Source organism: Streptomyces sp. NPDC015345, assembly GCF_043078805.1.
Taxonomy (GTDB): Bacteria; Actinomycetota; Actinomycetes; order Streptomycetales; family Streptomycetaceae; genus Streptomyces.
This window is the reverse complement of the sequence record NZ_JBIBTX010000003.1, coordinates 937,762-955,661: the sequence shown is the minus strand read 5'-3', so window position 1 is coordinate 955,661 and position 17,900 is coordinate 937,762. Positions and strand designations below refer to the sequence as shown.

Here is a 17,900-nt window from a genome sequence, read left to right as displayed (position 1 = left end):
GAAAGTGGAGAACCTGATCGCGCTGCTCGTCGCGGCGCCTCTGCTCGGAGCGGCCGTACTGCTGTGCGGCGGGCGGGCGTTGGACCGCGTGGGCCACTGGCTCGGCACGCTGCTCGCGGCCGCCTCCTTCGTCATCGCCGTGGTGCTCTTCACCGACATGCTGGGCAAGGGCGCCGAGGAGCGCACCCTGTCGCAGCACCTGTTCAGCTGGATCCCCGTCGAGGGCTTCCAGGCGGATGTCGCCTTCCAGCTCGACCAGCTGTCGATGACGTTCGTCCTGCTGATCTCCGGTGTCGGCACCCTGATCCACGTCTACTCCATCGGGTACATGGAGCACGACGAGCGGCGCCGCCGCTTCTTCGGCTATCTGAACCTCTTCCTCGCGGCGATGCTCCTCCTCGTCCTCGCCGACAATTACCTCCTGCTGTACGTCGGCTGGGAGGGCGTCGGCCTCGCCTCGTACCTCCTGATCGGCTTCTGGCAGCACAAGCCCAGCGCGGCGACCGCCGCGAAGAAGGCCTTCCTGGTCAACCGGGTCGGCGACATGGGCCTGTCGATCGCGATCATGCTGATGTTCACCACCTTCGGGACGTTCGCCTTCGGGCCCGTCCTGGAGGCGACGGGCGACACCAGCGAGGGCAAGCTCACCGCCATCGGCCTGATGCTGCTGCTCGCCGCGTGCGGCAAGTCCGCGCAGGTGCCGCTCCAGTCCTGGCTCGGCGACGCGATGGAGGGCCCGACTCCGGTCTCGGCCCTGATCCACGCCGCCACGATGGTGACCGCCGGCGTCTACTTGATCGTCCGCTCCGGAGCGATCTTCAATGGCGCGCCGGACGCCCAGCTCGTCGTCACGATCGTCGGAGCGGTCACGCTCCTGTTCGGTGCGATCGTCGGTTGCGCGAAGGACGACATCAAGAAGGCCCTCGCCGGCTCGACGATGTCCCAGATCGGCTACATGATCCTCGCCGCGGGCCTCGGCCCCATCGGCTACGTCTTCGCGATCATGCACCTGGTGACGCACGGCTTCTTCAAGGCCGGGCTCTTCCTCGGCGCCGGTTCGGTCATGCACGGCATGAACGACGAGGTCGACATGAGGAAGTACGGCGGCCTCAGGAAGTACATGCCGGTCACCTTCGTGACGTTCGGCCTCGGTTATCTGGCCATCATCGGATTCCCCGGCCTTTCGGGCTTCTTCTCCAAGGACAAGATCATCGAGGCCGCCTTCGCCAAGGGCGGCACGGAGGGCTGGATCCTCGGCTCGGTGGCGCTCCTGGGCGCGGCCATCACCGCGTACTACATGACGCGCGTGATGATCATGACGTTCTTCGGGGACAAGCGCTGGCAGCCGGATGCCGACGGACACGCACCGCACCCCCACGAGTCGCCGAAGTCCATGACGATCCCGATGATCGTGCTCGCCTTCGGGTCGGTCTTCGCGGGCGGCTTCTTCGGCATCGGTGACCGCTTCATGCACTGGCTGGAGCCGGTCACCCAGCACGACCACGGGAACTCCCCGCTCAGCGCCGCCACGGTCACGGGCGCCACCATGGTGGTCCTCGTCATCGGCGTCGCCCTGGCCTACGTCCAGTACGGGCGCCGGCCGGTCCCGGTCACCGCCCCGCGCGGCTCGCTGGTCACCAGGGCCGCCCGCCGCGACCTCCTCCAGGACGACTTCAACCACGTCGTCCTGGTGCGCGGCGGCGAGCACCTCACGCGGTCCCTGGTCTACGTCGACCACAGCCTGGTCGACGGTGTCGTCAACGGCACGGCGGCCTCCATGGGCGGCCTCTCCGGGCGCCTGCGCAAACTGCAGAACGGCTACGCCCGCTCCTACGCGGTCTCGATGTTCGGCGGCGCTGCGGTGCTCATCGCCGCGACCCTGCTGATGAGGGCGGTCTGATACCGATGTCCTTTCCTCTGCTGACAGCGACGGCGGCCCTGCCCGCGGTCGGCGCGATCCTCACGGCGGCCGTCCCGGCCGCCCGGCGGACCGCCGCCAAGTGGCTCGCGCTGCTCGTCTCGCTCGCCACGCTCGCGCTCGCCGTGACCGTGCTCGTGCGGTTCGACCCGGACGGAGACCGCTATCAACTCACCGAGTCCCGGGCGTGGATCGCGGACTTCGGGGTGCGGTACGAACTGGGGGTCGACGGCATCGGCGTCGCCCTCATCGGACTCACCGCGCTGCTGATCCCCTTCATCATCCTGGCGGGCTGGCACGACGCCGACCCTTCCCCAAGCTCTCAACTTCGTTCGAGCAGGGGAGGCCCCAATGAAACGAAAGCCCCCTACAAATGGCGGCCCACTCAGGGCTTCTTCGCCCTGATCCTCGCCGTCGAGGCGATGGTGATCATCTCCTTCGAGGCCACCGACGTCTTCCTCTTCTACATCTTCTTCGAAGCCATGCTCATCCCGATGTACTTCCTCATCGGCGGCTTCGGGGACCGCGCCCACGCGGGCAGCGACGAGAACGCGTCGGCGCAGCGCAGCTACGCCGCCGTGAAGTTCCTCCTCTACAACCTCGTCGGCGGCCTCATCATGCTGGCCGCGGTCATCGGGCTCTACGTGGTCGCGGGGAACTTCTCGCTCCAGGAGATCGCCGAGGCCCGGGCCAACGGCACGCTGGACATGGCGACCAACACCGAGCGGTGGCTCTTCCTCGGCTTCTTCTTCGCCTTCGCGGTGAAGGCGCCGCTGTGGCCGCTGCACACCTGGCTGCCGAACGCGATGGGGGAGGCCACGGCCCCCGTCGCCGTACTGATCACGGCGGTGGTCGACAAGGTCGGCACCTTCGCGATGCTGCGGTTCTGCCTCGGACTCTTCCCCGAGGCGAGCAAGTGGGCGACGCCGGCCATCCTCGTCCTCGCGCTGATCAGCATCATCTACGGCGCGCTGCTCGCGGTCGGCCAGCGCGACATCAAGCGCCTGGTGGCGTACGCGTCGATCTCGCACTTCGGGTTCATCATCCTCGGCATCTTCGTGATGACCTCGCAGGGCCAGTCCGGCGCGACGCTCTACATGGTCAACCACGGCATCTCGACCGCCGCGCTGATGCTGGTGGCCGGCTTCCTGATCTCGCGGCGCGGCTCGCGTCTGATCGCCGACTACGGGGGGGTGCAGAAAGTCGCCCCGGTGCTCGCGGGCACCTTCCTGATCGGTGGTCTCGCCACGCTCTCGCTGCCGGGGCTCGCGCCCTTCGTGAGTGAATTCCTGGTCCTGGTGGGCGCGTTCGCGCGCTACCCGGTCGTCGGGATCATCGCGACGGTCGGCATCGTGCTCGCGGCGCTCTACACCCTCGTCCTCTACCAGCGGACGATGACGGGCCCCGTGAAGCCCGAGGTGTCGGCCATGCCGGACCTGCGGGTGCGGGAGCTGGTCGTCGTCGCCCCGCTGATCGCGCTCCTGATCGGCCTCGGGGTCTATCCGAAGCCGCTCACCGAGCTGGTGAACCCGGCGGTCGAGCACACCATGTCCGACGTCCAGAAGAAGGACCCCGAGCCCGAGGTGGAGGCGGCCAAGTGAGCGCATCAGCCGTCCACAGCCTGTGGACAATGGCGGCGGATCCGGTCGACAAGATCGGCGCCCCCAAGATCGAGTATGGGCAGCTGTCGCCGACGTTGATCGTCATCGGAGCCGCCGTCGTCGGAGTGCTCATCGAAGCCTTCGTCCCGCGCAAGTCCCGTTACTACGTCCAGCTGTTCGTCTCCGTCGTCGCCCTCGCCGCCGCCTTCGCCGCGGTGGTCGGCCTCGCGGCCCGCGGCTTCGGCACGACGAAGGCGCAGATCGCGGCGATGGGCGCGATCGCGGTCGACGGGCCCGCGCTCTTCCTCCAGGGCACCATCCTGCTCGCCGGGCTCGTCGCCGTCTTCACCTTCGCCGAGCGGCGGCTCGACCCGGTGGCACACGGCAACCGCGTCGACTCGTTCGTCGCCCAGGCCGGCGCCGTGCCGGGCAGTGAAGGGGAACAGGCCGCCACGAAGGCCGGGTTCAGCACCACCGAGGTGTTCCCGCTGGCGCTCTTCGCCATCGGCGGCATGCTCGTCTTCCCCGCGGCCAACGACCTCCTGACGTTCTTCATCGCGCTGGAAGTCTTCTCCCTGCCGCTGTACCTGCTCTGCGCGCTCGCCCGCCGCAAGCGCCTCATGTCGCAGGAAGCCGCCGTCAAGTACTTCCTGCTCGGCGCCTTCGCCTCCGCGTTCACGCTCTTCGGCATCGCCCTCCTGTACGGGTACGCGGGCTCCGTGTCGTACGCGACGATCGCGAACGTCGTCGAGGGCAACGTCACGACCGTGGACCCGGCGCTCGCCGACACCATGGGCAATGACGCACTGCTCCTGATCGGCGTCGCCATGGTCGTGATGGGCCTGCTCTTCAAGGTGGGCGCGGTGCCGTTCCACATGTGGACCCCGGACGTGTACCAGGGCGCGCCCACACCGGTCACCGGCTTCATGGCGGCGGCGACGAAGGTGGCCGCGTTCGGCGCCCTCCTGCGGCTGCTCTACGTGGTCCTGCCGGGCCTGCGCTGGGACTGGCGGCCGGTCATGTGGGGCATCGCGATCATCACGATGCTGGGTGGCGCGATCATCGCGATCACCCAGACCGACATCAAGCGGCTCCTCGCCTACTCGTCCATCGCGCACGCGGGCTTCATCCTGGCCGGTGTGATCGCCACCACTCCGGACGGTGTCTCCTCCGTCCTCTTCTACCTCGCCGCCTACTCCTTCGTGACGATCGGCGCCTTCGCCGTCGTCACGCTGGTCAGGGACGCGGGGGGCGAGGCCACGCACCTGTCGAAGTGGGCGGGGCTCGGACGCAGGTCCCCGCTGGTCGCGGCGGTCTTCGCGGTCTTCCTGCTGGCCTTCGCGGGCATTCCGCTGACCTCCGGGTTCACCGGGAAGTTCGCGGTGTTCAAGGCGGCCGCGGAGGGCGGCGCGGGCGCGCTGGTCGTGGTCGGTGTGCTGTCGTCGGCGATCGCCGCGTTCTTCTACATCCGCGTGATCGTGCTGATGTTCTTCAGCGAGCCGAAGACGGACGGCCCAACGGTCGCCGTGCCCTCGCCGCTGACGATGACGGCGATCGGCGTGGGCGTCGCGGTGACGCTGGTGCTCGGTGTGGCCCCGCAGTACTTCCTGGATCTGGCCGGGCAGGCGGGAGTCTTCGTCCGGTAGGCCGTCGTCTTCGAAGTCGAACATGTGTCGCCGCCCGGCATCCCGATCTGGGGATGCCGGGCGGTGGCCTGTGGATAACTTCTCGGGCTGTCGGTGCGGGGCCCTATCGTGGAGGCAGGTCGGGGCAGTGACCGGAGCGGTGACCGAGGCAGGACGTACGGCGGGGGACAGAGCGATGGACGGGAACAGCGGTATGAGCGAGGTGACGGAGAGCGACGCGCTGCGGACGCTCCATCGCGTCTTCGGGTACGACGCCTTCCGGGGCGAGCAGGAGGCGATCATCGAGCATGTGGTCGCCGGCGGGGACGCCGTCGTCCTCATGCCCACCGGCGGCGGAAAGTCCCTCTGCTATCAGATCCCTGCCCTGGTCAGACCGGGCACGGGCATCGTGGTCTCACCGCTGATCGCACTCATGCAGGACCAGGTGGACGCGCTGCGGGCGCTCGGCGTGCGCGCCGGGTTCATCAACTCCACGCAGGACTTCGACGAGCGGCGCGTGATGGAGGCGGAGTTCCTCGCGGGGGAGCTCGACGTGCTCTACCTCGCCCCGGAGCGGCTCCGGCTCGACGCCACCCTGGGCCTCCTGTCGCGGGGCAAGATCTCCGTCTTCGCCATCGACGAGGCGCACTGTGTGGCGCAGTGGGGCCACGACTTCCGGCCCGACTACCTCACGCTCTCCGTACTCGGGCAGCGCTGGCCGGACGTGCCCCGCATCGCGCTGACGGCGACGGCCACGCACGCCACGCACCGGGAGATCACCGAGCGGCTCGGCATGCCGGACGCCAAGCACTTCGTGGCGAGCTTCGACCGGCCCAACATCCAGTACCGCATCGTGCCCAAGGCCGAGCCGAAGAAGCAGCTGCTGTCCTTCCTGAAGGAGGAGCATGCGGGCGACGCGGGCATCGTCTACTGCCTGTCGCGGAACTCGGTCGAGAAGACCGCCGAGTTCCTGTGCAGGAACGGCATCGAGGCCGTCCCGTACCACGCGGGCCTCGACGGCGGCACGCGCGCGGCGCACCAGTCCCGCTTCCTGCGCGAGGAAGGGCTCGTCGTCTGCGCCACCATCGCCTTCGGCATGGGCATCGACAAGCCGGACGTCCGCTTCGTCGCCCACCTCGACCTGCCCAAGTCGGTCGAGGGGTACTACCAGGAGACGGGCCGCGCGGGCCGTGACGGCCTGCCCTCGACGGCCTGGATGGCGTACGGCCTCCAGGACGTCGTCCAGCAGCGGAAGATGATCCAGGGCAGCGAGGGCGACGAGGCGTTCCGGCGCCGCGCCGCCTCGCACCTGGACTCGATGCTGGCGCTCTGCGAGACGGCGCAGTGCCGCCGCGCCCAGCTCCTCACCTACTTCGGCCAGGAAGCGACCGCGCAGTCGTGCGGCAATTGCGACACGTGCCTGACCCCGCCCGAGACCTGGGACGGCACGGTCGCCGCGCAGAAGGTGCTCTCCACGGTGGTGCGCCTCCAGCGTGAGCGCGGCCAGAAGTTCGGCGCGGGCCAGATCATCGACATTCTGCTCGGCAAGAAGACCGCGAAGGTCATCCAGTTCGACCACGACCAGCTCTCCGTCTTCGGCATCGGCGAGGAGCTGGCGGAGGCCGAATGGCGGGGCGTGGTGCGGCAGTTGCTGGCGCAGGGCCTGCTCGCGGTCGAGGGGGAGTACGGCACGCTGGTGCTCACCGAGACGAGCGGTTCCGTGCTGGGCCGCGAGCGTGAGGTGCGGCTGCGCAAGGAGCCGAAGCGGGTCCCGGCGGCGCGGTCCGCCAAGGGCGAGCGCAAGACGAAGTCGGCGGCGGCCGTCGCCGACCTGCCCCAGGAGGCAGTGCCGGTCTTCGAGGCGCTGCGCGCCTGGCGCGGCGCCCAGGCCAAGGAGCAGGGCGTCCCCGCGTACGTCATCTTCCACGACGCCACGCTGCGCGAGATCGCCACGCTGCGGCCGACGTCCGTGGCGGACCTCGCGGGCATCAGCGGGGTGGGCGAGAAGAAGCGGGCGACATACGGCGAGGGCGTGGTCGGGGTCGTCGCGGAGTTCCTGGGCGGGGCGGCCGGTGGGGGCGGCGGTGCGGTGCCCGCCGGGGGCGCGACTGCGGGGGAAGCTTCGCCTGGCGGGAGCGAGTCGGCGCCGGGTGATGAGGTGGAGCCGGACTGGGGGTTCGAGGAGGAGCCGGACTGGGCGTCGTGACGGGGTGACGGGAGGGGGCCGGGACAGGGGCGGCGTCTCGCCGTCCACCCGCTCCGGCCCCGCCCCTGCCTCGCCCCGCCCCCGCTCACCTCACGTCACCTCACCGCGCTGCCACGATGCGTCCCGTCACCTCGCCGAGGCCCACCCTGGTGCCGGCCGGGCCCGGGGCCCACGCGGAGAGCGTGACCTCGTCGCCGTCCTCCAGGAACGTCCGCTTGCCGTCGGGCAGTTCGAGGGGGTCGCGGCCGTTCCAGGTGATCTCGATCAGGGAACCGTACTGACCGGCCGAGGGCCCGCTGACCGTGCCCGAGCCGTACAGGTCGCCGGTGCGCAGGGAGGCGCCGTTGACCGTCATGTGCGCCAGCTGCTGCGCGGCCGTCCAGTACACGGTGGAGAACGGCGGCTCGGAGATGACGTGGCCGTTGAGCGTGACGGTCATGCGCAGGTCGTAGCCGCCCGGCTCGTCCGCCGCGGATTCGGCGGAGTCGTCCAGGTACGGCAGGAGCTGGTGGGTGCGCTCCGGGGGCGCGACCCGGGCGGCGTCCAGCGCTTCGAGGGGGGTGATCCACGCCGACACCGACGTGGCGAAGGACTTGCCGAGGAAGGGGCCGAGGGGGACGTACTCCCAGGCCTGGATGTCGCGCGCCGACCAGTCGTTGAGGAGGGTGAGCCCGAAGACGTGCTCGCGGAAGTCCGCGAGGGGCACGGGCGTGCCGTGCGTGGAGGGCGCGCCGACCACGAAGCCGACCTCCGCCTCGATGTCGAGGCGGACCGAGGGGCCGAAGACGGGGGCCGTGTCGGCGGGCGCCTTGCGCTGGCCGCAGGGGCGCACCACGTCCGTCCCGGAGACCACGACGGTGCCGGACCGGCCGTGGTAACCGATGGGCAGATGCTTCCAGTTGGGGGTCAGCGGCGTCGGCGAGTCCGGGCGGAAGATCTGGCCCAGGTGGGTCGCGTGGTGCTCGGACGCGTAGAAGTCGACGTAGTCCGCGACCTCGAACGGCAGATGCAGGGTTGCGTCGGAGAGGGGGTGGAGCAGAGGGCGTACGGAGTCGCGGTACGACGGGACGGTCACCCACGCGGTCAGGGCGCGCCGCACGTCGGACCAGGCGGTGCGGCCCGCGGAGAGCAGCGCGTTCAGCGTGGGCCGGGCGAGCAGCGAGACGTAGGGGGAGCCGAGCGCGGCGGCCGCGGCGCCCGCGTCCAGGACGTACGAGCCGAGCCGCACCCCGACCCTGCGCTGGTCGTCCCGCTCGCCGGGCAGGGAGAACACGCCGTAGGGGAGGTTGTGCGGTCCGAAGGGGTCACCCTCGGGCAGGCCGAAGGGATCGCCCTCGGACGCGCTGAGGGGGTCGCCCCCGGTCCGGCCGAAGGAGTCGCTCTCGGGGAGGCCGGAGGAGTGACCGGCGGCCGGGTCGAGCGGGGTCTGCTCGGACATGCGTACCTGCCTCGCTTTCCATGGGATGTGCCACAGGGTGTGCCACACGTTACGTGTGGAGCCCCCCGTTACGGCAGTGCCTGAAGAGTCCCCAATGCCCGGGATGTTCTGAGTTCCGGTGGGGTCGGCCGCTCCGAGCGCTACCGGATCCCCTCGATGAGTTTCCGCAACGCCTCGTCGCCGTTCTCCGCCAGGAACTCCACGTCGTCCATGCCCCTGTAGACCGTTCCGTCCGGGGCCATGCCGAGATAGGAGACGCCACGGCCGATCCCACCGACGGGGTAGAGATACTTTCCCGCCTGCTCGCCGAGTTCGTCGAAGATCTCGCGGTCCCACTGGGCCGACAGGGGATCGAGTCCGAAAGGAGAGCGCGGGGCCGTCCTCCCCGGGCCCTTCTGACGGATCTCCAGACCGCCGAACTCCCGCAGGAAGTCACGGGCGGCCTGGTGCATCTCGAAGTCTTCGTCGGCCTCGTGCAGCGTTCGCTCCCACTCCTCGGTGGGGACGGACCGGCCGGGGAACCAGCCGGCGAGCCGCAGCACACGGTCGGTCTCGGCGGACCAACGTGTGCCGATCTCCGCGCTCCGGTCGTGCTCGGGGCTGTGGGGGAGTTCGAGGTGGTCCCCCGCCGGGACGAACGGGAGCGGAGCATCGGTGCGGCGCTCCATGACGAGTTTTTCCACGGCGCCGTAGCCGTTGTCCGCGAGCAGCTCGGCGCTGTCCGTGCCGACATATACCGCGCCGTCCACGGCCATGCCCAGCCAGCTGTCACCGCTGTCCGCCCGGCCGATGGGGCAGAGGGTGGTCCCGGCCGCCTGGCTGAAGGCGGCGAAGGCACCGGTGTCGGTGACCGCGCCGAGAGGATCGAAGTTGTAGGGCGACTGAGGCATGACCGGGCCGGGTGTCCACTCGTCGGTGCGCAGTCCGCCGAACTCGGCGAGGAACCGCCGAGCCGCCTCATGGACCGTGAAGCCGCGCTCTCGCAGCTCGCTCTCCCACTCCGGTCTGGCGACCCGGCGGTCCGGATCCCAGCCGGACGAGCGGAGTACGCGCTGGGTCAACGCGGACCAACGGGCACGGAGTTCCCCGCCCGTTTCCGCTGCCCCCGCCGCTTCCGAGCCCGACACGAGCTTGTCCAGCGCCTCACCGGGAGAAGGCGCGAGGAGCCTCGCGCTCTCCTTGCCGACGTAGACCGCGCCACTCGGAGCGATGCCCACCCCGTCACCACGATCCGTGGTGCCGATGGGGTAGAGATACGCCGGTGAGCCCTCGTCCGGCACGTCGAAGACCTTGTCTTCCCAGCCCGCTGCGAGCGGGTCGGTCCGGAGCCCTCCGGCCTGTCCCGTGACGAGCAGCCCTCCGAACTCGGCCAGGAACCGGCGGGCCGCTTCGGACATGTCGATGCCACCCCGACCCAGTAGCGAGCGCCGCCACTCCTCGGTGGGCACCGCGCGACCGGGGTGCCAGCCTGCCTGCCGCAACGCGCGGTCGGTTGTCGCGGACCAACGCGGTTCCAGCGGGTCACTCATGGACGTTCGGTAACTCATGGCAGTGGAGCCTCCCTCACTCCTAGGCGGTCAAGCACGAATTTGCAAGATCGCAGGCTTCCTTCGGTCTTTGGTGCGCGGCGTTGCCTGCCGCACGCACCTCCACAGCGGCCATCACACCTCCCCGCGGATCAACGCCCGCCTTCATGGCCTCCGACAGCGCTTCCGCCTCCCCGCACCGGTGAAGGGGGCCTCGTGCCCCGGCACCGAAAGACCGGCCGCGCTCGTCGGCCGGGTCTTCTTGCTCTGGCCGGTCGGCGCGTCCTGCTCTTCCTGCGCCTGCCGCCTCGCCGCGTCCCTCGCCGCCGTCTCGCAGTCCGGCGCGAGTCCCAGCGGATCCACCGCGGTGAACGGGTTCGGGACGTAGGCGCGCGGGTTCGGGCCCGGGGCGAGGCCGAGCGGGTCGAGGGATGCGTACTGGCCGGTCTTGGGGTCGTAGTGGCGGTAGTAGTTGTAGTTGAGCGCGGACTCGGGGTCCCGGTACTGGCCCGGGAAGCGCAGCGGGCAGTACGCCTCGTCCGTGCCGGTGTCCTCGAAAGGGGCACCCCAGACCGTGGACCGGGCGCGCCACGCCAGCTCGCCCTGCTCGTCGACCAGTTCGGTCGGGTGTGCCTACCAGGTCGGTCACGATTGAGTAGAACCGGTCGTCCACCCAGTCCTGCGGGCGTTCGGCGAGGGCGACGCGATCGACTTGGGTCACCGGGCTGAACCGGTCGGGCTCCCAGTCCCACACCGTGCAACGAGGTGCCTGGTCGTCCGTTCGTACGACCTGCTCGGCCAGGGCGAAGCCGTCCCAGGCGAACGTCACCTCCTCGACCACCGTCTCGCCGTCCGGGGCGAACCGCTGCTTGGCCACGCGGCGGCCCAACGGGTCGTAGCGGTAGGCACACTTGGTGCCGTCCGGGGTGGTGACCTCGACCAACCGGTCCTGGGTGTCCCAGGCATACCGCCAGACGTCGGGCTTGCGTGAGAGGCGCTTCTTCCGGCGCACCACCACCCGGCCGGACGACGGCGACGACGACCTTGCAGACCTCGACGATGGTGTCCCAGTTGTCGGAGACCCAGTCGCCGATCTCCTCCCACCACTTGCGGTTCGGGATGCCCGCGTCGGAGGCCTCGTCGATCTTCCGCTTCGCGGTCCCGGCCGCCTCCTGACGCATCTTGCGGGCGTCCTCGGCCATCTTCTTCGCCGCGCTCCTTGCCCGCCTTCTCCACCCAGGAATCGGCCGAGGTGAGACGGGACTTGGCGGAGGCGAGATCGGCCTGGGCCTCACGGCCCTTCACCAACGCCTTGTCCGCCAGGGCCTGGGCGCGCTCCAGTTCCCGCCAGTACGCGGACAGGGCGTCGCCCGCCATCCCGTAGGACTTCTTGAGCTTCTTCAGCTTGGCCGGCGCGTCCTCGAACTGCTCCGTGAAGGCGTCCGCGGTCTTGCCCGCCCACCGCAGGATCGCGTCCTCGCCCGCCATCCCCTTGATGTCCCGCAGCACCTTGCCGACGTCATCGGAGAAGTCATGCAGGTCCTTGGCGAGCTTGCGCACCCGGTGCGGATCACCCGGCGTCGGATCCTTGTCCAGATCCAGGACATGCCAATCCTTCGGCCGATGGCCCCCCCGTGCGTCATCCCCCGTCGTACCCGTTCGTTCAGCAGCGCATACGAAGCAAAGCCACTGGCTGTACGGGTGGACGGGCGGGTCAGGGGCGAGCGGGCCGCGGACGGGACGTCGCCGCGCCGAGCGGGGCTTCCGGGGTGTTGTGTTGGAACGTTAACTTCCACTTTCTGATGAACTGCATGCGGCTCCGCCGCCCCCCATCCGTACCGGCCTTGCCAAGCCGCTTCCCGCATCGCTCAGGATCCGTATTCTCTGGATCATGGCCGCTCCCCTCGCATATGCCCTCATCGCCACTGACCTGGACGGGACGCTGCTGCGCGGCGACGACACGGTTTCCGACCGGTCACGGAGGGCGTTGGCCGCCGTGGGCGGGGCGGGCGCGCGGCACTTGGTGGTGACGGGGCGGCCCGCGCCACGGGTGCGGCCCCTCTTCGACGACCTCGGGTATGGCGGGCTCGCCGTCTGCGGGCAGGGCGCGCAGCTCTACGACGCCGGTGCGCACCGCATGGTGTGGTCCGTGACCCTCGACCGGGAGCTCGCCGAGGTCGCCCTCGGGAAGATCGAGGCGGAGGTCGGGCAGGTCTTCGCCGCCGTCGACCAGGACGGCGTGGACGGGCTCACGCTCATCGAGCCGGGGTACGAGATGCCGCACCCCACGCTCCCCGCGATGCGCGTGCCCGAGCGTGACGTGCTCTGGGAGGCCCCCATCAGCAAGGTGCTGCTGCGCCATCCGACGCTGGCCGACGACGAGTTGGCGGCGGTGGCGCGCGGCGTCGTGGGGTCGCTCGCGACGGTGACGATGTCCGGGCCGGGCACCGTGGAGCTCCAGCCGTGCGGGGTGACCAAGGCGACGGGGCTCGCGCTCGCCGCCGAACGGCTCGGCCTGACGGCCGCCGACACGGTCGCCTTCGGGGACATGCCCAACGACATCCCGATGTTCCTGTGGGCGGCGCACGGCGTAGCCATGGCCAACGCCCATGGGGAACTCAAGTCCGTGGCCGACGAGTTGACCCTTTCGAACGAGGACGACGGGGTCGCCGTCGTCCTCGAACGGATGCTGAACGGACGACGATGAGCGGGGTCCAGTAGTCCCTGCTGTCTGCTGTCTGCTGTCTGCTGTCTGCCGCCTGCCCCGGGTCCGCCGCGGGCGCTCAGCCCGCCGTGCGCCTGATCCGCCGCTCCCACGTGCGGTGGAAGACGACCTCGTCGCCGTGGCGGCAGATCACCTCGTCCGAGGTGAGGAAGTCCGCCGCGTCGCAGGTGATCTCGGAGTGCGTCTCGACCGAGACGTCCCAGCCCAGTTCGGGGCGGTGCAGGCGGATCGTCCAGTCGGAGCGGGTGCGGGCGCTCAGCGGGTCCTTCTCGTGGATCGTGTACGTCTCCAGGGCGTCCTCGGTGAACTCCAGGCCGTCGGGGTACACGCGCGTGCCGCCGTAGCGCGGGTCGACCTCAAGGCGCCACTCGCCCTTGGCGACATCGCGTACGACCAGCCGTTCGGGGCGCTCCTCGTCGAGGGTCGCCGGGTATGCCACGCCGAGCGGTTCGGCCTGCTCCGGGGGCTCGAAGGTGATCGCCGGGTCCAAGCCGCCCGCTCGCACCGGAAGTTCGAGGGTGCTGCCGACCGGCTCCAGGGTGAAGCCGGCCGTGTCCGCCTGCGGCCAGATCCACGGCCAGTACGCGGAGGAGATCGCGAGGCGGATGCGGTGGCCCGGCGGGAAGGTGTGCCCGATGCCGCTGAGTTCGAAGGTCACGTCCTCCGTGACGCCGAGCGGCCAGGCGTGCGCGCGGTCCCTGCCGTGCCGGGCGGAGAGGTTCAGCACGCCACGCGTGACCAGCGTGGACGAGCCGTCGGGCGCGATGTCGCACAGGCGTGCGATGGTCTGGCCGTACGGCACGTCCATCCGCAGCCGCAGCGTCACCTTCGGGCGCCCGAGGATCCGTACCTCCGAAGGGACCTCGAACTCGAAGCACGCCGACTTCGCGTCCTCCTCCCGCTGATCGGGCGGCAGGTCGGCGTCGCCGCCGAACGGGAGGTAGCGGCCCGCGTCCAGGCCGGTGTGCTGCGGGGAGTTGACCAGCAGCGGGGCGCCCTGGAGGGCGTAGGCGACCGGGGTGACGTTCGGGGAGGGCCAGGCGGGGTCGCCGACCCAGCCGCCGCGCAGCTCCGGATAGACCGTGGCCGGCGGGTGCGATGCGCTGATCCAGGAGCGGAGCTTCGGCTCGGCCATGACACCGGTGTCGACGCCCTTGAGGTGGTGGTCCCACCAGCGCAGCGTCTCCTGGAGGAAGCCGATCGCCGGGCCCGGCGGCAGGCCCCGGTCCGGGTACTGGTGCGACCACGGGCCGATCAGGCCCCGCACCTGGTCGTCGGGGAGGTGTTCGACCAGGCGCAGGACCGTGTCCCGGTAGGGGTCGTGCCAGCCGCCCACCGCGAGGACCGCGGCGCCGATCGCGGAGTGGTCCTCGCGGACGCTGCCGTGCCGCCAGTAGTCGTCGCGGGTCTGGTGGTCCAGCCAGGTGTGGATGAAGGGTTCGACGGCTTCCAGGCGCGTCAGCCACATCTCGCGCCACGCGTCGCCGACGAAGTACGGGTCGGGCGGGCGCGAGACGAAGGCGAGCATCGTCGCCGCCCAGGCGTGCATGTCCACCGCGAGGACGGAACCACCCATGTAGTGCACGTCGTTGTCATAGCGGTCGTCCGCCGAGCAGACCGTGACGACCGCCTTGAGCGGCTCGGGCGCGAGGGCCGCGATCTGGAGGGAGTTGGAGCCGCCCCAGGAGATGCCGAACATGCCGACCTTGCCGGTCGACCATGGCTGCGCGGCCAGCCAGTTCACCACCTCGACGCCGTCGGCCAGCTCCTGCGCCGAGTACTCGTCCGTGGGCAGGCCCTCGCTGTTGCCGTGGCCCCGGACGTCGACGCGCACGGAGGCGTAGCCGTGGCCCGCGTACCAGGGATGGCGCTGCCGGTCGCGGGGCGCCGTCCAGTCGCTGAGGCGGTGGGGGAGGTATTCGAGGAGCACGGGCACGGGCTCGTCGGTGACGGGACGCCACACGCGCGCGTAGAGCTTGGTGCCGTCGGCGAGGGGTACGCGGATGTCCTCGTGCGTCGTCTCGTACGGGAAGTCGGTCCGGATCTTCGGGTGCGTCATGGGAGGAACCTCGGTGAACGGGGCGGGGGGTGCGGGATCGGCGGGGCGGGCGTGCGGTGCCTCCTCAGTGGACCGGGTGCATGGTGCGGCGCAGCCACGGCGCGAGCGTGCTCACGGCCATGTCCGCGAGCACGGCGATGGCGCCGTTCACGCCGGAGCAGGCGGGGTGGGAGACGTCTCCGTACACCTTCACGACCTGTGCCCGGATGCCGTTGGCGAGCGCGAGGGAGAGGAACCAGAGCGCCATGGTCTGGCCGGCGAAGGCCTCCGGGGCGAGCTTGGTCGTCGCCGACATGCCGGAGGTCTCCAGGAGGATGTCGCCGAGGCCGAGCAGCAGACAGGACCCGACGATCCACCACGCGGCCATCTTGTACGTGTCGTCGGCGTGCCGCGAGGTGGGCAGCACCATCAGCAGGAACGACAGGCCGCCCAGAACCACGCCGAACGCGATCTTGTTGGAGGCGTGCGGCCGGCGCGGGCCCATCCGTGCCCAGACGGCGGCGACCACCGGCTCCTCACCGGTGACGCGCGGGCTGCGGGACATCACCGCGAAGCAGACGACCGGCGCGATCACCGAGACGAGGGTGAGCAGGTCGACGAAGCGGTCCATGGTCAGCCGGCCCACGGCGGTGAGCAGGCCGGCGGCCGCGGCGGACGCGACCACCCCGGCGACGATCATCACGACCGCGCGGCGCGTCGCCTGCCGCGGCAGCGCGAACTCCGCGGCGGCCTTGCGTCCGGCGAGATGGCGGCGCCCCAGCACGTACTGGACGAGGCCGAACGTCATACCGATCGCGGCCGCCGAGAAACCCAGGTGCCAGTCCCGGTGGTCGCCGAGCCAGCCGGTGATCAGCGGACCGGCGAAGGCGCCCACGTTGATCGCCATGTAGTACAGCGCGAAGCCCGCGTCGCGGTGGTCGTCCTCGGTGCGGTAGAGCTTGCCGACCATCGAGGCGACGTCTGGCTTGAGCAGGCCGGTGCCCGCGCTGATCAGACCGAGGCCCCCCCAAGTCATCCCCGCGGCAGGCACCGCCATCGCGCAGTGGCCGCAGGCGATGAGCACGCCGCCCCACAGCACCGCGCGGTACGAACCGAGGATGCGGTCGGCGAGCCGGCCGCCCGCGACGGAGACCAGACAGACCAGCGTCCCGTACGCCGCCGAGACCCACGCGGCCGTGCCGGGAGCCATGCACATGCCGTCGTGTCCGACGGAGTCGGCGAAGCAGGGGATCAGGATGGCCTGCATACCGAGGAACGAGAAGCGCTGCCAGACCTGGAGACCGGAGAGGGTGAGCAGTCCGCGAGGCCGGCCGAAGAACGCGCGGTCGTCACCCGGCGGCGGATCCGCCGCCGATCCCGCAGGCGGCTCGTACTCGTCGGTAGTACGGGACAAAGTGGCTGCTCCCGGTCTTCGCATACTTTCTGGTGCGGATCGGTCCTGTCAGTCGTATGGGCTGATCAAGAACATACCGGTGGTGATCGCGGGCTGCCCGGCCGCCTTCGCACGGGCAGGTGCTCGCTGTGATCGAAAGGCGACCGGATACGCTGACTTGAGTGATGGCAGCGACACATCGACAAACCGTGTCATCGACCGAGATCCAATGATCGACCGAGTTCGCCATGTGATCGTCAGCAGACAGGAGAACCTCTCGTGACCGTCGTCGGGCCTTTTGGGCTGAGCGTGCGGGACCAGGCTCTCGAAGCCGATGTCCAGGCAGGGTTGGCGGCTGTCGAGGAGGGCCTGCTCGAGGCCACCAAGAGCGAGGTCCCGTTCATCACCGAGGCAGCTCAGCACCTCGTCAAGGCCGGGGGGAAGCGTTTCCGCCCGCTGCTCGTGATGCTCGCCTCCCAGTTCGGCGACCCCTACGCGCCGGGCGTCGTGCCCTCAGCCGTGGTCGTCGAGCTCACGCACCTCGCGACGCTCTACCACGACGACGTGATGGACGAGGCGGACGTGCGCCGCGGCGTCGCCAGCGCCAACCAGCGCTGGGGCAACTCCGTGGCCGTGCTGACCGGCGACTTCCTCTTCGCCCGCGCGTCGTACATCCTCGCCGACCTCGGCCCGGAGGCCGTCCGCATCCAGGCGGAGGCCTTCGAACGGCTGGTCACCGGCCAGATCCTGGAGACGGCCGGACCGACCGAGGGCCGCGATCCGGTCGACCACTACCTCGACGTGCTCGGCGGCAAGACCGGCTCGCTGGTCGCCGTGGCGTGCCGGTTCGGCGCGATGATGTCGGGCGCCGACGAGACCGTCGTGGACGTCCTGACGCAGTACGGCGAGCGGCTCGGCGTCGCCTTCCAGCTCGCCGACGACGTGCTCGACATCGCCTCCGACTCGCACGAGTCCGGCAAGACCCCGGGCACCGACCTGCGCGAGGGCATTCCGACGCTGCCGGTCCTGCGCCTGCGCGAGCGCGTCGAACGGCTCGGGCTGCCCGAGGACATCGCCCTGAGCGAACTGCTCGACTCCGACCTCACCGACGACGCCCGGCACGCCGAGGCGCTCACCGGGCTGCGCGCACACCCCGCGCTGGAGCAGGCCCGCCGCGACACGGTGCGTTACGCCGAGGAGGCGCGGGCCGCGCTGGCGCCGCTGCCGGAGTGCGACGCGAAGGTCTCGCTGGTCGAGCTCTGCGACCTGGTGGTGCACCGGGCGGGCTGACGCCGATCGGTACCGGAAGGGACCGGTACGCGGTACGGCTGATCGGCGGCGTCACCCCCTACGGGTCGGGGGAGGCGCCGCCGCTTTCTGTCATCCCGTGGCAGTACGTCGAGTTGCGCCCGGGGGCTGACGCTTCTGCC

Annotated in this window: 11 protein-coding genes and 2 pseudogenes; 6 read left to right on the top strand and 7 right to left on the bottom strand. The window is 70.4% G+C overall.

The genetic code is table 11. The features are described 5' to 3' along the window. Window positions 1–4: 4 nt before the first annotated feature. The 4 genes from nuoL to recQ all read left to right on the top strand — a co-directional run bounded on the left by nuoL (window position 5) and on the right by recQ (window position 7,350). Window positions 5–1,900, top strand: coding sequence for an NADH-quinone oxidoreductase subunit L (gene nuoL, locus ACF062_RS16760; RefSeq protein WP_392138701.1), 1,896 nt, complete (start codon window positions 5–7; stop codon window positions 1,898–1,900). 5 nt (window positions 1,901–1,905) lie between these two features. Continuing rightward, a complete protein-coding gene (locus tag ACF062_RS16755; RefSeq protein ID WP_392138699.1) occupies window positions 1,906–3,519 on the top strand; it encodes an NADH-quinone oxidoreductase subunit M in 1,614 nt (537 codons plus the stop codon). Next, entirely contained in the window at window positions 3,516–5,165 is a 1,650-nt protein-coding gene (gene nuoN, locus ACF062_RS16750; protein ID WP_392138697.1) for an NADH-quinone oxidoreductase subunit NuoN, read from the top strand. The genes ACF062_RS16755 and nuoN overlap by 4 nt, the downstream gene beginning before the upstream one ends. Before the next feature lie 193 nt (window positions 5,166–5,358). After that, window positions 5,359–7,350, top strand: a complete 1,992-nt coding sequence (gene recQ / locus ACF062_RS16745) for a DNA helicase RecQ (RefSeq protein ID WP_392138695.1) — start codon at window positions 5,359–5,361, stop codon at window positions 7,348–7,350. A gap of 100 nt (window positions 7,351–7,450) precedes the next feature. Here the strand turns inward: recQ and fahA are convergent, their stop codons facing one another. From fahA to ACF062_RS16720, 5 genes and pseudogenes are all read right to left on the bottom strand, one after another. Next, complete coding sequence (gene fahA / locus ACF062_RS16740; protein WP_356578021.1) at window positions 7,451–8,788, bottom strand: fumarylacetoacetase; 1,338 nt, start codon at window positions 8,786–8,788, stop codon at window positions 7,451–7,453. 140 nt (window positions 8,789–8,928) lie between these two features. Next, window positions 8,929–10,317, bottom strand: a complete 1,389-nt coding sequence (locus tag ACF062_RS16735; RefSeq protein ID WP_392138693.1) for an SUKH-3 domain-containing protein — start codon at window positions 10,315–10,317, stop codon at window positions 8,929–8,931. A 162-nt stretch (window positions 10,318–10,479) separates the two neighbouring features. Beyond that, window positions 10,480–10,911, bottom strand: a complete 432-nt coding sequence (locus ACF062_RS16730; protein ID WP_392138902.1) for an RHS repeat-associated core domain-containing protein — start codon at window positions 10,909–10,911, stop codon at window positions 10,480–10,482. A gap of 280 nt (window positions 10,912–11,191) precedes the next feature. Beyond that, window positions 11,192–11,326 (bottom strand): annotated as a pseudogene (locus tag ACF062_RS16725) (hypothetical protein); the annotation flags it as partial. Window positions 11,327–11,520: 194 nt separating this feature from the next. After that, a pseudogene (locus ACF062_RS16720) lies at window positions 11,521–11,874 on the bottom strand (putative T7SS-secreted protein); the annotation flags it as partial. Between the two features lie 331 nt (window positions 11,875–12,205). Here ACF062_RS16720 and ACF062_RS16715 point away from each other — a divergent pair. Further along, the gene (locus ACF062_RS16715; RefSeq protein WP_392138691.1) at window positions 12,206–13,021 is read left to right on the top strand and encodes an HAD family hydrolase; all 816 of its coding nucleotides are present in this window, start codon (window positions 12,206–12,208) and stop codon (window positions 13,019–13,021) included. A gap of 76 nt (window positions 13,022–13,097) precedes the next feature. On the opposite strand, the gene ACF062_RS16710 is transcribed toward ACF062_RS16715, so the two are convergent. Together ACF062_RS16710 and ACF062_RS16705 are read right to left on the bottom strand one after the other, a co-directional pair. Next, a complete protein-coding gene (locus ACF062_RS16710; RefSeq protein ID WP_392138689.1) occupies window positions 13,098–15,098 on the bottom strand; it encodes a CocE/NonD family hydrolase in 2,001 nt (666 codons plus the stop codon). Between the two features lie 64 nt (window positions 15,099–15,162). Beyond that, entirely contained in the window at window positions 15,163–16,491 is a 1,329-nt protein-coding gene (locus ACF062_RS16705; RefSeq protein WP_392138687.1) for a peptide MFS transporter, read from the bottom strand. Window positions 16,492–16,749: 258 nt separating this feature from the next. On the opposite strand from ACF062_RS16705, the gene ACF062_RS16700 reads away from it, so the two are divergent. Further along, the gene (locus tag ACF062_RS16700) at window positions 16,750–17,760 is read left to right on the top strand and encodes a polyprenyl synthetase family protein (RefSeq protein ID WP_223776149.1); all 1,011 of its coding nucleotides are present in this window, start codon (window positions 16,750–16,752) and stop codon (window positions 17,758–17,760) included. Window positions 17,761–17,900 lie beyond the last annotated feature (140 nt).

Bases quoted from the DNA above. Each gene is read 5' to 3' on its own strand.
- ACF062_RS16755 (WP_392138699.1), top strand. From the start codon at position 1,906: ATGTCCTTTCCTCTGCTGACAGCGACGGCGGCCCTGCCCGCGGTCGGC.
- ACF062_RS16710 (WP_392138689.1), bottom strand. From the start codon at position 15,098: ATGACGCACCCGAAGATCCGGACCGACTTCCCGTACGAGACGACGCAC.
- ACF062_RS16715 (WP_392138691.1), top strand. From the start codon at position 12,206: ATGGCCGCTCCCCTCGCATATGCCCTCATCGCCACTGACCTGGACGGG.
- fahA (WP_356578021.1), bottom strand. From the start codon at position 8,788: ATGTCCGAGCAGACCCCGCTCGACCCGGCCGCCGGTCACTCCTCCGGC.
- ACF062_RS16735 (WP_392138693.1), bottom strand. From the start codon at position 10,317: ATGAGTGACCCGCTGGAACCGCGTTGGTCCGCGACAACCGACCGCGCG.
- recQ (WP_392138695.1), top strand. From the start codon at position 5,359: ATGAGCGAGGTGACGGAGAGCGACGCGCTGCGGACGCTCCATCGCGTC.